The organism is Pseudomonas sp. TE12508, assembly GCF_056279485.1.
In genome coordinates this window covers 237475-250964 of record NZ_JBWCCN010000006.1, presented here as the reverse complement: position 1 = coordinate 250964, position 13490 = coordinate 237475, and the positions used below count along the sequence as shown (strand labels likewise).

The following is a 13490-nucleotide window of genomic DNA, read 5'->3' as shown; positions in this document are numbered from 1 at the left end:
GGTTTCGTGAATGAGGCTGTGATCGAAGATGGCGGTAATGAGCTGAGTCTCTGGTGTTTTGTCATGGAGTCTCTCTAAATCACCCCAGCCCGCTTCCAACTCAAATACCGCGTCACCAACGCCGTGCCCAGTTCACTGGGTCGGGCATCCAGCACCGGCACTCCATGAGCACGCAACTGCTCATGGAGTTCGGCTCGCGCGTTCAAATACTCCACCGTGCCGCAATACGTCAGGGCTTCAGGCAAGGTTTGCACGGGGGCCTGACGCAAGTGGTCGAGCACCTCTTCGCGCAGGCTGACCACCAGCACTCGATGCTGACGGCCCAGGCGTTTGACGGCAGTGAGCAGTTCTTCGTCGTCTTCGTCTCGCAGGTTGGTGACCAGTACCACCAGTGCCCGGCGTTTTTGTCGGGCCAGCAGCTGGTTGATGGCGGCTGGGTAATCGGCAGGGCGTTGCGTGCCGGCCAGGTCGTAGACGGTGTTGAGCAACACGTTGAGCTGGTCTGTGCCCTTGACCGGAGCGAGGTAGCGAGCCTTATCGCCGGCGAAGGTACACAGGCCCACCGCATCACCTTGACGTAGCGCGACGTAACTGAGCAGCAGGCAGGCGTTGAGTGCATGGTCGAAATGCGACAGTTCGCCGTCCTGGCTGCGCATGCGCCGGCCGCAGTCGAGCAGGAACATGATCTGTTGATCGCGTTCGTCCTGGTACTCCCGGGCAATTGGCGTGCGTTGGCGCGCAGTGGCTTTCCAGTCGATCTGACGCAGGCTGTCGCCTTCTCTGAATTCCCGTAACTGGTGAAATTCCAGGCCCAGACCACGGCGTTGACGCTGACGCACGCCGAGTTGACTGAGCCAGTTGTCCACCGCCAACAGTTGGCCGCCGTAGAGGTGGGCGAAGTCGGGGTAGACGCGGGTGTGGTGAGTCAGGTTCAGAATGCGTTTGTCGAGCCACAGACCCAACGGACTTGGCAGGCGGATTTCGCAGTGTTCAAAGGTGAAGTGGCCGCGTTTGAGGGGGCGTAGCCGATAACCGATGTGGCTGCGCTGGCCGGGTTGCAGCTCGACTGGCAGTGGCAGGTTTTCGAAACTCAGGCCGTCCGGTACGTGGTCGAAGAGCTGAATGCTCAAGGGCTGGGCAAGATCATGCTCGACCTCCAGCCGTACTTCGCCCCATCGACCAAGCGCCAGACTGCCGGGCATATGCCGTTGCACACGAGGCGAGGGCAGTCGTTTGAGGCGGATGGCATCGAGTATCGCCAGGGCCAGCAGCGCTAACAGCAATCCCCAGTTGATCGATAACAGGCTGGATGGAATGGCGATGTCCAAGGCTCGCAACGTGCCCAGCACGATGCCGATGGCCAGTAGGGCCGCGAGCCAGATCAGCAGCAGGCGCGAGGGTTTCATTGCGTCGCGATTCCTTGGTAAGGGCTACGTTCAACCATCTGGCACAGTACCTTTGTGGCGAGCGGGCTTGCCCGCGTTCGGCTGCGAAGCAGTCGTAAAACAGGTAGACGCGTTTTATCTGACATTATGCGTCGATGGGTTTTGGGGCTGCTCCGCAACCCAACGGGGGCAAGCCCCCTCGCCACGGGAGTGTCGGTCACAGCCTCGGCGCCGGCACTTGGTCGAGCAACTGCCGGAGTACCTGATCGACTTCCAGCCCTTCGATGTCCAGCTCCGGGGCAATTCGCACACGGTGACGCAGAACGGCCAGCGCACAACCTTTGATGTCATCGGGAATCACAAACTCGCCACCGCGCAACAAGGCCCGGGCGCGGGCGCAACGTACCAGCGCGATTGAAGCGCGTGGCCCGGCGCCCAGGGTCAACCCCGGCCAGGTTCGGGTGGTGCGGGCCAGGCGCACGGCGTAGTCGAGTACCTGATCGTCCATGGGCAGATCACTGGCAATGCGTTGCAGGGCCAGCACGTCCCTGGCTTGCAACACGGTGCGCAACGGTTGCACGTCGAGCATGTCGGCGCGGGTCGAGCGGCTAACCTGGCGCACCATGTTCAGTTCCTGCTCGGCATCGGGGTAGTCCATGCGCACCTTGAGCATGAAGCGGTCGAGCTCGGCTTCCGGCAACGGGTAAGTGCCTTCCTGTTCGATCGGGTTTTGGGTGGCGAGTACCATGAACGGTTGCGCGATCGGCAGGGCGCGGCCTTCGAGGGTGACCTGGCGTTCCTGCATGGCTTCGAGCAGCGCCGCCTGGGTTTTCGCCGGGGCGCGGTTGATCTCGTCGGCCAGCAGCAGGTTGGTGAACAGCGGGCCTTTGCGCAGTTTGAATTGCTCGGTTTGCAAGTCGTACACCGCGTGCCCGGTGACATCGCTGGGCATCAGGTCCGGGGTGAACTGGATGCGCGCGAACTCACCGCCGAAGCAGCGAGCGAGGGCGCGCACCAGCAACGTCTTGCCCAACCCCGGCACACCTTCGAGCAGCACATGGCCGCCGGCGATCAGGGCGGTGAGCACGTCGTCGATCACGCTGTTCTGGCCGATCACGGCTTTTTGCAATTCCGTTCTTATCGCTTGGGCCAACTGACTGGCGCGCTGGCGCTGCTGGGCGGCGTGGGTCTGTGTGCCGGGCTCAATCTGTTCAGTCATAAGGCATTCCTCAAGGTTTGCAGCTGGGCGACCTGACGGCAGAATTCAGCGCTGGGCAGCCGCTGCTTCGGTCGCGGGCTCATGGCCTGGCTGATGGCGCGTGTGGGTTGGCCAGTCAGGCGTGCGAGCACTAGCCATTGTTCGGCAACGCCGAGTTGTTCAAAACCGGGATGACGGTGACGGACACGACGCAGGATGTCTTGTTGCAAGGCTTGCAACAGGCTGTGCTGGCCGTTGCGACGCAGCATGAAATCGGCGCTGGCACGCAGGTGTTCCTGAAGTTGACGACGCGCCTTTGGGGCAGGTTCGAGCAATGGGCCGTTGCGCACGCCGACGTGCCAGAACCCCAAGGCGATCAAGGCAATCAGGGCCACCAGAGCTTGTGGAAAGTTGCGCCACAGTAAGGTCGGCAGACTGTCGTGATCAGTATTGAACAGCAGGGTCACGCCTGTGTCGGCCGTCAGGTACCACAGCAGCCAGGCGTTATCGTACTGGTCGATGGCCGGGGTTTTCCAGAGGTCGGCGTCGGTGACCACGGTGATCGAACCCAGCCCGTGAGCCAGTTGCATCATGTGCGTGGCCTTGCCGCTGTTGGCCCAGGCCTGGGCGAGGTTTTTCGGATCGTCGAGATGGAACGCGGTATCGAAGCCGGCGTAGGCCGGCGCCTCTTCGTTTTCCAGGTACAGCTTGGTCAGTTTGGGGTAGGGGTCGTCGAGGAGATCGGGCGGCGGTTCCTTGAGGTCTTTGCTCAGGGACTGGTGCACCTGCACCCGGTCGAGCAGCAGGTCATTGCTCTGACCGGTCTTCTCATCCCACAGGGCTTCGGCGACGAACAAAAGACGTCCACCGGCCCGGGTCCAGTTCAACACCTGATCCACCTGTCGCGGTGACATGTTCGACCGATCGCCGAGCAACAACAAACTGTGCTGGTGAGGCTCGAGCGTCGGCAAGATGTCGAGGCTGTTGGCGTGGCTGACAGTCAGGCCCTGTTTACGCAGAAAATGCTCGGCCGCCAGATAGGGGTTGGCCTGGGCTTCGGGGGACGGGCCGTGATCGATTTCTGCCTGATAGGGCATGGCCTTGAAATACAGGTAAACGCTCAGCGCACACACGAGCAGGGCGATGAACGCGCCGGCCGAAAGCCACAAACGCCGGTTCAACGGGCCGCTCCCGGGCCGAATAACGCGCGCCAGCCGTCACAGAGTTCCTGCTGCAAATGCGCCGGTGGCAGACGATGCCCATAGGCCATGTTCTGCCAGTGCCCGGTGAGGTTTTTACTGAAGGCCAGCAAGGCAGGTTGTTGCAGTTGTTCAACGCGCTGCAGAACTTCGCCTTCGGTGTCGGCGGGCTTGAGCGCCATGTTGAAGTCGTGCAGCAAGTGGCTGAGCAGGGCGCGATAGAGCAACCCGAGGGCTTCACGGGGATGGGTTTGCCAGAGGCTTTCGGCGCTGGCTGCAATATCGGCAGGCAGGGTTTCGCGGTTGAGGTCCAGGCCGAACGCCTGCTGCGGTAACGGCCGCGCGACTTTACGATTTAACGTGGGTCGACGGCTGACAAAGGCCTGCAGCCAGTCGCGGTAACGCCAGATCAATAGCCCAATGGCGCCGATCACTGTGCTCCACAGCAACACTTCGATCAGGCTGGCCAATACGCCAAAGCGTTGGCTGTCCAGCAAGCTGAACAGCGCCTTCAGCCAGGCGGGTGTTTGACCATTGTCCGCAGTGTCGGGGGCGGGTTTGTCTTCGCCAAAACGATAGCGCGTGACCGTTTCCTTGTTCTTGAAGGGGGGCTGATCGAGGATGGCCTTGATGCTGTCCCGAGATGCCTGACTGGTCAGTGGTTGCTCCAACAGGCGGGCAGATTCCGGTGAAGTACTCGGTTCGGCGGCCCAGCCACTTTGCGCCGTCGGCACCAGCAGCATCGCGGCCAGCAGCAGCGTGACGACCGTGCTGGTCAAGCGCTGGCGCAACCGACGGAACACCAGTTCGATATCCCAGGCTTCCAGCCGCGTGCGTCGGTTCAGATAAAGACTGAAACCGCAGGCCACATAGATCGGTTCCCAGACAATCAGCACCAGAACGTAAAAGGTGTTGGTCAGGTGTTCCAGCCAGCGCCAGTCTTGGGTGGCGGCGGTAATCAAGGTCTGCCAGCCCCAGTCGAGTTCGACCTGTTGCGGCAAGAGCATGTAGAACAGCACCATCAAGCCGATCCACAGCGCGGTTTCCAGATGCACGCCGATGATCGTCAGCCATTGGGCGGCACCCGCGTTGCGCTGCAGCAGCACGCGCAAACGTTGTTGGCGTGCTTCGCCCGCCAGACCTTCGAGTTGCACCACCGGCATCAGAAAACTGCGGCTCAGGCTCAGGCGACGCCAGGTCAGGCTGGCCAGCAATTGCGGTTTGAGCAGGCGCGGCCATTGGCGCAGGGCCTGCTTCAGTGTGGGCGTTTCGCCGAACATGGCTTTGGACAGGATGTACAGCGGCAGTCGATCGAACGCCGGTTTGAGCCACCAGAACAGGAAAACGGCGAGGGAGGGCGAATCCCACAAGAGCAAGGTGAGTAGAGCGAAGATCGGCAAGGTCACGATGGCCCAACTGGTCATCAACAAGCGTCGATGGCGCTGACTCAGCAGCACGCCCAGGTCCATGGCTTCCCAGGTCGTGCGCGGGCGGATTACCACACTGGCATCACTCAGGCGCATGACGAGTCCGTCCGGCAAACAGCAGATAAGTCGCCACCAACAACCAGAGCGCCGCGCCGACCAGGTATTTGGTCAGCGGCGCGAGCCCGGTCCGCGACGACCAGTAGGCTTCGATAAACGCCGCAATCAGTAGAAACAGCATGACCCCGCAAATCAGTAACACGCTCTTGCGCGCCGCCAGCTGCAGGGCTTCGGCGCGAGGCAAACGCCCCGGCGCGATCAAGGCCCAGCCCAGTTGCAGGCCTGCGGCGCCAGCCAGGGCGATGGCACTCAGTTCGAAGGCGCCATGGCCGATCACGAACGACCAGAAGGTTTGGCCATAGCCGATATGCGTCAGATGCCCGGCCACCGCACCGATCATCAAACCGTTGAAGAACAGGAAAAACGCGCTGCCCAGGCCAAACAGCAAACCACTGGCGAAGGTCTGAAAAGCGATGCCGATGTTGTGCATGATGTAGTAACCGAACATCACCCAGTTTTCACTGGCCGCCCGTTCGGCCGAACGTCCTAAATGGCCGGCGACGGGGTCGTACATGCTTTGCATCTCACTGACCTGCTCGGCCGGGATCAGGTTGTAGATCAGGTCCGGGAACAGATACACCAGCAACGCGAAGCCGATCAGGCTGCCAAAAAACATCAGGCTGGCGGCAAGCACGAAACGCCACTGCTCACGCACCAGTCGCGGGAAATCGGCGAGGATGAAACTCAACACGTTGGCACCCAGTCGACTGCGATGCCGATAAAGCTGTTGATGTCCGCGCAGTACCTGTTGTTGCAATGAATCGATCAGGAAACTGCTGTAACCGCGTTCCTGAGCCAGGGCCAGGTGTTGGCAGAGCCGTCGATAATCACTGGGGAAACTGGCGACTCCAGAGGCGTCCTTGCCGCGTTCCAGCCGTTCAAGCATGAGTGCAAACTGCTCCCATTCGGCACTGTGGCGACTTTCGAAAAGGCTTTGCTTCATGTCGGGCCCAACAGTCCGCGGGCGATGCCGTTGAGTTCGGCCACCGCCTGCGGCTTCGATACCTGCAACGGTTGCGCGAGTATCGAGGCGAGCTCGTTGGCCCGTGCTTCGGAGAGTTCACCCTGGCGCTCGGCAAACCCGAGGATGGCGCGCTGCTCGGTCAGCGTCAACGCGAAGGCTACGCGCCGTGGCGGGACGTCGGGCAGTTGCGGTCGGGTGAGCGGTTGTTCGCGGTAGATCACCAGCGTACCGGCGGCCAGGTCGCCGAGGCGTTTGAAGGTGGGATGTTGCAGGCAGCTGATTGCTCCGAGGAAGTAGCCGAATGGCAACATGTCGACAAATCGCAGCAGGTTGCGCAGCAAGGACGCGGACCAGCCGATCGGCGTGCCATCGTCATGCACCACGCGTAATCCCATCCATTGCTTGCCCGGCGAGCGGCCCTGATTGAGCACCTCGAACAGCACCATGTACCACCAGCTCACCACGAACAGCAGAATCGAACCCAGCCCGGCGCCGAGTTTTCCGAGAAACGCCAACACAATAAACAGCAGGCCCAGCATCACCCCGCGCAGGCCCAGGTCGATGGCGAACGCCAGCGCACGTACCATCAACCCGGCCGGGCGCAGCGGCAAGTCGATGCCTTCGGGCGTTTCGACGTGATACCGCGTGTCCAGTGGCCGGGACAGCGTCGCTTTCCCTGGCAGTGCTGTGGTGTCGAGCATGGGCACCTTGATGTGGCCTGTTCCGTCGGATGCTAGCAGCCTCTCGGGGGGAAACGACATAACTATGTATTGCACGGTGCGTGGCCAGAGATGTTTGAATAACAGATTGCTGGTCGGGGCGCCGTGTGTGCGCCTAGACTTCGCCGGTCTTCAGTTCAGGAACAGCCCGTGACCTCGATCTTCTGGTACGACTATGAAACCACTGGCATCAACCCCCGTTGCGACCGCCCGCTGCAAGTGGCGGGGATTCGCACCGACTTCGATCTCAATGAAATAGACGAACCGGTCAACCTTTATTGCCAGCCCAGCGAGGACATCCTGCCGCATCCGGCGGCGTGTGCGATCACCGGTATTACGCCCGCGCGTCTGGCCGAACAAGGTTTGAGCGAAGCCGATTTCATGACACGGGTTCATGCCCAGCTCGCGGCGCCCGGCACCTGTGGGGCCGGATACAACACACTGCGTTTTGACGACGAGATGACCCGTTACAGCCTGTATCGAAACTTTTTCGACCCCTATGCACGGGAGTGGCAGGGCGGCAACAGCCGCTGGGACTTGATCGATGTGGTGCGCGCAGCTTATGCCTTGCGTCCCGATGGCCTCGTCTGGCCCAGGGACGAGGAGGGGCGAGTCACGCTCAAACTCGAACGTCTGACCGCCGCCAATGGCATCGATCATGGGCATGCGCACGAGGCGCTGTCGGATGTCCGAGCCACTATCGCTTTGGCGCGCCTGATTCGGGAGAAACAGCCGAAGTTATATGACTGGCTGTTTCAACTGCGCAGTAAACAAAAGGTCATGGATCAAATTCGGCTGTTGCAGCCGATGGTGCATATTTCCGGGCGCTTCTCGGCGGCCCGCAACTATGTGGGTGTGGTACTGCCGTTGGCCTGGCATCCACGTAATCGCAACGCGCTGATTGTCTGTGACTTGCACCTGGACCCTCAGGGGCTGCTTGATCTGGATGCCGAAACCTTGCGTCAGCGGCTTTATACCCGCCGCGATGACTTGGCCGAAGGCGAACTGCCGGTGCCGCTCAAGCTCATACACATAAACAAGTGCCCGGTAGTGGCGCCGTTATCGGTACTCCGTCCTGTAGATCAGCAACGTCTGGGGCTGGATATGGCGCTTTATCAGGAGCGGGCGCTGCGGCTAAGTGACGCACAACAAGTTTGGCGAGATAAAGTGGCAGACATTTACGCCAGCGACGATTTTTCTCCGAGCCAAGACCCCGAGCAACAGTTATACGACGGTTTTATCGGTGATCGGGACCGGCGTCTATGTGAGCAAGTCAGAGCTGCCGACCCTGCGCAATTAGCACATGAACAGTGGCCTTTCGATGATGAACGTTTGCCTGAATTATTGTTTCGTTATCGCGCACGCAACTTTCCCGATACGTTGAGCCTGGAAGAGCAAGAACGCTGGCGAATATTCTGTCAGAAACGTTTGTGTGCACCTGAGTGGGGCGCGCCAAATACGCTGGATAGTTTTCTGGAGGCGGCTGCTCAATTGATGACTAGTGCTACATCGTTTCAGCGAGAGGTTCTGGATGAATGGCAGAATCATGTCCAGTCATTACGCAAACGTTTGAATCTTTGAAAACGAAAATAATCCGCGCTTGAATTTCAGGCATAAAAAAACGCCAGCATTTGCTGGCGTTCTTTTGGTCGCGGATCAGTCTGCGACACGCTTGCGGCTTAGCCCAGCAGGGTAGCCCAACCTTCAACCACATCACCGCCCCACTTGGCTTTCCACTCTTTCAGAGTCTTGTGGTTGCCACCTTTGGTTTCGATGACTTCGCCATTGTGCGGGTTTTTGTATTGTTTAACTTTGCGAGCACGCTTGGTGCCAGTAGTTTTTACTGCGCCGCCACGTGGAGCCTTGGTTTTGGACTCTGGATCCAATAGCGCGATGATGTCGCGCAGGGATTTGGAGTATTCGCCCATCAGGGTGCGCAGTTTGCCTTCGAATTCCAGCTCGGTTTGCAGTTTGTCGTCTTGGGACAGATTCTTCAAACGGGCTTGCAGCTCTTTGATAGCTTCTTCGGTGGCGCGATATTCGTTGATCAAGGACATGAGGACTACCTTATGTTGGGCGCTGGATGGCAGGTGACAGTGCGACAATAATAGTCAGGGTGTTTCATCAAGTAAACATTTAACCGGAGTTTTATTTAAATTAGTTGCGGAACAGGACACACATTGGAGTGATAGTTAAATAGCGTCACAAATATTCTCAGTTGACCTCTTGAAGAATGCCCGCAAGAACACCATCGCGTGGGGCCGCGTCTGCTTGCAGAACCTGTACGGGACCTGCAGGCAACGCCATACGTCATCAATACTGCAGTTTTGCTGCGCAATCGCTAGAATGGCGGCCTTTGCGAAGTTCTGGAGTTTCCCCCTCATGCGCACTTTTCGGCTGGTGATTGCTTGCCCGGACCGCGTCGGCATCGTTGCTAAAGTCAGTAACTTTCTGGCGTCACATAATGGCTGGATCACTGAAGCGAGCCATCACTCGGATAATCTCAGTGGCTGGTTCTTCATGCGTCACGAAATTCGTGCCGATTCGCTACCTTTCGGTATCGAAGCCTTTCGCGAAGCGTTTGCACCGATCGCCGAAGAGTTCTCGATGGATTGGCGCATCACCGACACCGAGCAGAAGAAACGCGTGGTGTTGATGGCCAGCCGTGAATCTCACTGTCTGGCCGACTTGCTCCACCGCTGGCACAGCGACGAACTGGACTGTGAAATCACCTGCGTGATTTCCAACCATGATGATTTGCGCAGCATGGTCGAGTGGCACGGTATTCCTTACTACCATGTCCCGGTCAATCCACAGAACAAGGAGCCGGCCTTCGCCGAAGTCTCGCGTCTGGTTAAACAGCACGAGGCCGAAGTGGTGGTACTTGCCCGTTATATGCAGATTCTGCCGCCCGAGTTGTGCAGCGAATATGCTCATAAAGTCATCAATATTCACCACAGCTTCTTGCCGTCGTTCGTCGGTGCCAAGCCGTATCACCAGGCTTCGATGCGCGGTGTGAAGTTGATCGGCGCCACTTGCCACTATGTCACCGAAGAGCTGGACGCCGGTCCGATCATCGAGCAAGACGTCGTGCGCGTGAGTCACAGCGACAGTATTGAAGACATGGTGCGCTTCGGCCGTGATGTCGAGAAAATGGTGCTGGCCCGTGGTCTGCGTTATCACCTGGAAGACCGGGTGCTGGTGCATGGCAATAAAACCGTGGTGTTCTGATAGCCATACGGTTGAAATTCGAAGGGCCTGGGCGTTCAATCGCTGCAGGCCCTTCGCCGTTTTTTGCACTGAGAACATGACCATGGCCGATCCATTGGACAAAGCCACTTCCAAAGCACCCGCCACATTGGGTGAGGGCTGTTTGAGTCGCTATGACCCGGATGACCTGAGCGCCGAAGACGGCACGGAGTTCCCCGGTGCCGCCGAGTTGTGGGAGCAGTTGCAGGACTGTGGTGAGGGGACTTGTCCCCGTTCGGCGGCGCAGCCGTCGCAAGATCAGCTCACAAGGTATACCTGAAGGAATGCCGGGGGCCGCTTCGCAGCCCAACGGGGGCAAGCCCCCTCGCCACAGGCGATCTTTTAAGCCCGTTTGAACTTCATCAGCTTCCTGAGCAATGGCCGCCCGAGCATCAGCAAAAACACCGGACCACCGACCACCAGGTAGAAGTAATAAGTCACTGTCCGCCAGATCAGAATCGCCGCCGCCGCGGTGGACTTCCCGACCATAGGCGCCAGCAGCGCCGCCGATGTCAATTCCGCCGCTCCGGCCCCGCCCGGCAACAGGCTGAACTGCCCTGCACTCAGCGACAGCATCTGGATCAGAAAACACCAGGCCCACTGCAAGTCCATGCCCAGCCCACGCAACGCCAGATACAACACGCTATAGCGCAAAAGCCAATGCAGGCAGGTCAGTGCAAATACCGTGATCAATGTCTGAAAGGGCAACTTCAGTGTGTCAGTGAACGCCGCCAGGAAGTGCAGGAGCTTTCGTGCCCAGCGCATCCGGGTGGTGCCTTTGACATTGAGATGAGCGAGCAACCGACCACTCAGACGAATCAGCGAGCGGTGGTAGCGAGCCGCCAATACGCAGCTGAACAGTCCTCCGAACATCGAGATGGCGCTGACGGTCAGCAGCCATTCCATGCGCTGACTGAGGTGCTGGAACAGTGCATAAATCAGAATCCCGCTCAGCGCGCAGAGAAAAAACAGCAGATCGCTCAACTGATCCATGGCGAACACGGCGCTGCCCCTGGCCGGTCGTACGCCGTGGCGTGCCAGCAGGGCCATGATGGTCAGCGGTCCGCCACTGCCACCGGGGGTGGCGCAGTAAGCGAATTCGGCGGACATCACCACCCCAAGGCTTTTGACGTGACTGATCTTGCCGCGCTGATCTCCCAGCAACAGGCGCAAGCGCAGGGTGTTGAGCATCCAGCACAGCAGGATCATGCCGAACATGACCAACAACCATTTCAGCGGAAAGCTTTGCAGCCGCGACCATGTCTCGCCGCCGCCCAGTAACGACGGGATGAGCACCGCAGCGAGCAGGGCGACGACCAGCAGAATCCCGCGGCTCATGCGGCGCGACCGACGACGTCGCGTTGCTGTGCCAGCCAGTTGGCCTTGGTCATCGGCACACGTCCCTCGTCGAGCAAGCGTTTGAGGGTGTGCAGCCAGTAGTGACGCGAAAACTCATGGCGCATGTCCACGGGGTGCAGGCCGAGACGAATCACCGGCGCCTGGCGCCAACGTTGCTCGCGCTGATCGCTGACGATTTTCGACAGGCCGCGGCGCCAGGCGCTGCGCGCGCTCCAGACCAGACCGGGGGCATCGATCGCGGTGAAATCCGGCAAACGATACAGATGCTGCGAGTCGCTGGTGTAGCGCAGGGGTAACTGGCGCAAGGCCTGGCGGGTGCCTTCGCTCATCAGCCAGGCGGGGGCGACGAAACCTTCGAGTGGCCAGTTATAACGGTGAAACACCTCGATTCCGGCATGCAGGCGGGAGAGGGCGGCTTCCAGAGGCAGGTCGTAGAACTCGCCTTCATGGGTGTAGATTCGGCGCATGAACCAGTCTCGGGGAGTGATGGGGATTGGCCCTTCATCGCAATGAAAGTAACCGTGCAATGCCAGTTCGTCGCCGCGAGCGACGCGGCGGGTCAGCAAACGTCGAAACGCCGGATACGCGGCCAGGTCGTTACGTTTGTGCAAATCGGGCACCACCAGCCAGGTGATCGGCACCTTACCCAATGCGTCGACGGCTTCGACAAAGGCTTGGTAATCGGGCCAGGTTTGCGGCGCAACGTCGTGCAATACCAATATCAGGCTGGGCGCGTTCATGGGCTCAACCATTGGCGATCAGTGGCCATTGAGTGCCGAGTACTGCGTGATAGTGCCCCAGCAGGCTGTCGACCACGATATCCCAGGCGTAATGCTGCTCGACATGGCTACGGGCTTTCTTACCCAGCGCGGCACTGCCCTGACTGAACAGTTCGCGCACCGCGTTGGCCATCGCTGCTGGATTGTTCGGCGCGCAAAGCAGGCCGCATTGATCGGTGACAATTTCCTGAAAAGCCCCGGCCGCCACGGCCACCACCGGAATGCCACTGGCCATGGCTTCGAGGACCACCAGGCCAAAGGTTTCCTGATCACCGGCATGCACCAGCGCATCGGCACTGGCCATCAAGCGCGCGACTTGCGCCGCCGGGTAGAACTCATCGAGGACGGTGACATTGCGCGGTACCAGGGTCGGCATTGATGAACCCACCAGTAACAGATGGTAACGACGACCCAGGCGTTTCATGCATTTGAGCAGCACCGGCAGGTTTTTTTCCTTGGACCCACGGCCGGCGAAGATCAGCAGGTACGTATTTTCATCGATGCCCAATTCGGCCCGCAAACCTGGATCCCGTGCATTGGGGTTGAACGTTTGCAGGTCGACGCCCAGCGGTTGTACGAAAACGTTTTTTACGCCCAACCCGATCAGTTTATCGGCCATGATTTGACTCGGTGCCAGAACCCGGTCGAAGTTGCTATAAAGCTTGCTGACATAAGCTTCGACATTGGGTGTAACCCAATTGCCCATGCGATTGCTGACCAGCAGCGGCAGATCCGAGTGATAAAAACCGATCACCGGCACATCGAGCTGCCGCTTGGCGTCCAAAGCGGCCCAGGCAGTCAGGTAAGGGTCGCCGGCTTCAATCAGATCAGGCTGCAAATCCTGCAGGACATTACGCCACGGCGCGAGGCGGAGGGGGAAGCGATAACCCTTGCCAAAGGGCAGGGCAGGGGCCGGAACCGTGTAAATGCCATCCTGTTCACTCAAATGAGCCCCAGGAATCAGCAAACTGTGACGAATGCCTGGCTTGCTGCCCAGGCGACGGTGTTTGGCATCCAGATAAGTGCGCACGCCACCGCTGGCAGGGGCGTAGAACATGGTTATGTCAGCGATATGCACGATGAACATTCCTCCG

General features: G+C 59.6%; 13 protein-coding genes. 3 read left to right on the top strand and 10 right to left on the bottom strand.

From position 1 onward, the window contains the following. Positions 1 to 74: 74 nt before the first annotated feature. The 6 genes from ACZ9IM_RS10685 to ACZ9IM_RS10660 all read right to left on the bottom strand — a co-directional run bounded on the left by ACZ9IM_RS10685 (position 75) and on the right by ACZ9IM_RS10660 (position 6991). Positions 75 to 1406 carry a DUF58 domain-containing protein gene (locus ACZ9IM_RS10685; RefSeq protein ID WP_427622919.1) on the bottom strand — a complete coding sequence of 444 codons (1332 nt, stop codon included), beginning with the start codon at positions 1404 to 1406 and terminating at the stop codon, positions 75 to 77. Between the two features lie 196 nt (positions 1407 to 1602). Next, positions 1603 to 2604: an AAA family ATPase gene (locus tag ACZ9IM_RS10680; RefSeq protein ID WP_476223860.1), complete on the bottom strand. Its 1002-nt coding sequence runs from the start codon at positions 2602 to 2604 to the stop codon at positions 1603 to 1605. Further along, positions 2601 to 3764, bottom strand: a complete 1164-nt coding sequence (locus tag ACZ9IM_RS10675; protein ID WP_476223859.1) for a DUF4350 domain-containing protein — start codon at positions 3762 to 3764, stop codon at positions 2601 to 2603. The genes ACZ9IM_RS10680 and ACZ9IM_RS10675 overlap by 4 nt, the downstream gene beginning before the upstream one ends. Continuing rightward, positions 3761 to 5305, bottom strand: coding sequence for a DUF4129 domain-containing protein (locus tag ACZ9IM_RS10670; RefSeq protein WP_476223858.1), 1545 nt, complete (start codon positions 5303 to 5305; stop codon positions 3761 to 3763). The genes ACZ9IM_RS10675 and ACZ9IM_RS10670 overlap by 4 nt, the downstream gene beginning before the upstream one ends. Continuing rightward, entirely contained in the window at positions 5292 to 6269 is a 978-nt protein-coding gene (locus ACZ9IM_RS10665) for a stage II sporulation protein M (protein ID WP_476223857.1), read from the bottom strand. Before ACZ9IM_RS10665 ends, ACZ9IM_RS10670 begins: the two co-directional genes overlap by 14 nt. After that, positions 6266 to 6991, bottom strand: a complete 726-nt coding sequence (locus ACZ9IM_RS10660; protein WP_063341330.1) for an RDD family protein — start codon at positions 6989 to 6991, stop codon at positions 6266 to 6268. The genes ACZ9IM_RS10665 and ACZ9IM_RS10660 overlap by 4 nt, the downstream gene beginning before the upstream one ends. Positions 6992 to 7159: 168 nt before the next feature. Between ACZ9IM_RS10660 and sbcB the strand changes: the two genes are divergently transcribed. Continuing rightward, positions 7160 to 8590: an exodeoxyribonuclease I gene (gene sbcB / locus ACZ9IM_RS10655; protein WP_476223855.1), complete on the top strand. Its 1431-nt coding sequence runs from the start codon at positions 7160 to 7162 to the stop codon at positions 8588 to 8590. 98 nt (positions 8591 to 8688) lie between these two features. Here sbcB and mvaT read toward each other — a convergent pair whose 3' ends face one another. Continuing rightward, positions 8689 to 9066 carry a histone-like nucleoid-structuring protein MvaT gene (gene mvaT, locus ACZ9IM_RS10650; protein ID WP_007933316.1) on the bottom strand — a complete coding sequence of 126 codons (378 nt, stop codon included), beginning with the start codon at positions 9064 to 9066 and terminating at the stop codon, positions 8689 to 8691. 325 nt (positions 9067 to 9391) lie between these two features. Between mvaT and purU the strand changes: the two genes are divergently transcribed. Together purU and ACZ9IM_RS10640 are read left to right on the top strand one after the other, a co-directional pair. Beyond that, a complete protein-coding gene (gene purU, locus ACZ9IM_RS10645) occupies positions 9392 to 10240 on the top strand; it encodes a formyltetrahydrofolate deformylase (RefSeq protein ID WP_008072448.1) in 849 nt (282 codons plus the stop codon). A gap of 82 nt (positions 10241 to 10322) precedes the next feature. Further along, positions 10323 to 10538, top strand: a complete 216-nt coding sequence (locus ACZ9IM_RS10640; RefSeq protein ID WP_427622912.1) for a hypothetical protein — start codon at positions 10323 to 10325, stop codon at positions 10536 to 10538. Between the two features lie 62 nt (positions 10539 to 10600). On the opposite strand, the gene ACZ9IM_RS10635 is transcribed toward ACZ9IM_RS10640, so the two are convergent. From ACZ9IM_RS10635 to ACZ9IM_RS10625, 3 genes are read right to left on the bottom strand one after another with little or no spacing between them, the layout of a single operon-like run. Next, positions 10601 to 11596, bottom strand: coding sequence for a lysylphosphatidylglycerol synthase transmembrane domain-containing protein (locus ACZ9IM_RS10635; protein WP_427622911.1), 996 nt, complete (start codon positions 11594 to 11596; stop codon positions 10601 to 10603). Continuing rightward, on the bottom strand, positions 11593 to 12369 hold the full coding sequence (locus ACZ9IM_RS10630) for a DUF2334 domain-containing protein (protein ID WP_476223853.1): 777 nt from the start codon (positions 12367 to 12369) through the stop codon (positions 11593 to 11595). The genes ACZ9IM_RS10635 and ACZ9IM_RS10630 overlap by 4 nt, the downstream gene beginning before the upstream one ends. Then, on the bottom strand, positions 12362 to 13483 hold the full coding sequence (locus tag ACZ9IM_RS10625) for a glycosyltransferase family 4 protein (protein ID WP_476223852.1): 1122 nt from the start codon (positions 13481 to 13483) through the stop codon (positions 12362 to 12364). Before ACZ9IM_RS10625 ends, ACZ9IM_RS10630 begins: the two co-directional genes overlap by 8 nt. Between the last annotated feature and the right edge of the window lie 7 nt (positions 13484 to 13490).

Coding starts and splice junctions, on each gene's coding strand:
- ACZ9IM_RS10660 (WP_063341330.1), bottom strand. CDS start 6,991: ATGCTCGACACCACAGCACTGCCAGGGAAAGCGACGCTGTCCCGGCCA.
- ACZ9IM_RS10680 (WP_476223860.1), bottom strand. CDS start 2,604: ATGACTGAACAGATTGAGCCCGGCACACAGACCCACGCCGCCCAGCAG.
- ACZ9IM_RS10640 (WP_427622912.1), top strand. CDS start 10,323: ATGGCCGATCCATTGGACAAAGCCACTTCCAAAGCACCCGCCACATTG.
- purU (WP_008072448.1), top strand. CDS start 9,392: ATGCGCACTTTTCGGCTGGTGATTGCTTGCCCGGACCGCGTCGGCATC.
- ACZ9IM_RS10625 (WP_476223852.1), bottom strand. CDS start 13,483: ATGTTCATCGTGCATATCGCTGACATAACCATGTTCTACGCCCCTGCC.
- ACZ9IM_RS10635 (WP_427622911.1), bottom strand. CDS start 11,596: ATGAGCCGCGGGATTCTGCTGGTCGTCGCCCTGCTCGCTGCGGTGCTC.
- ACZ9IM_RS10630 (WP_476223853.1), bottom strand. CDS start 12,369: ATGGTTGAGCCCATGAACGCGCCCAGCCTGATATTGGTATTGCACGAC.
- ACZ9IM_RS10685 (WP_427622919.1), bottom strand. CDS start 1,406: ATGAAACCCTCGCGCCTGCTGCTGATCTGGCTCGCGGCCCTACTGGCC.
- ACZ9IM_RS10665 (WP_476223857.1), bottom strand. CDS start 6,269: ATGAAGCAAAGCCTTTTCGAAAGTCGCCACAGTGCCGAATGGGAGCAG.
- mvaT (WP_007933316.1), bottom strand. CDS start 9,066: ATGTCCTTGATCAACGAATATCGCGCCACCGAAGAAGCTATCAAAGAG.
- ACZ9IM_RS10670 (WP_476223858.1), bottom strand. CDS start 5,305: ATGCGCCTGAGTGATGCCAGTGTGGTAATCCGCCCGCGCACGACCTGG.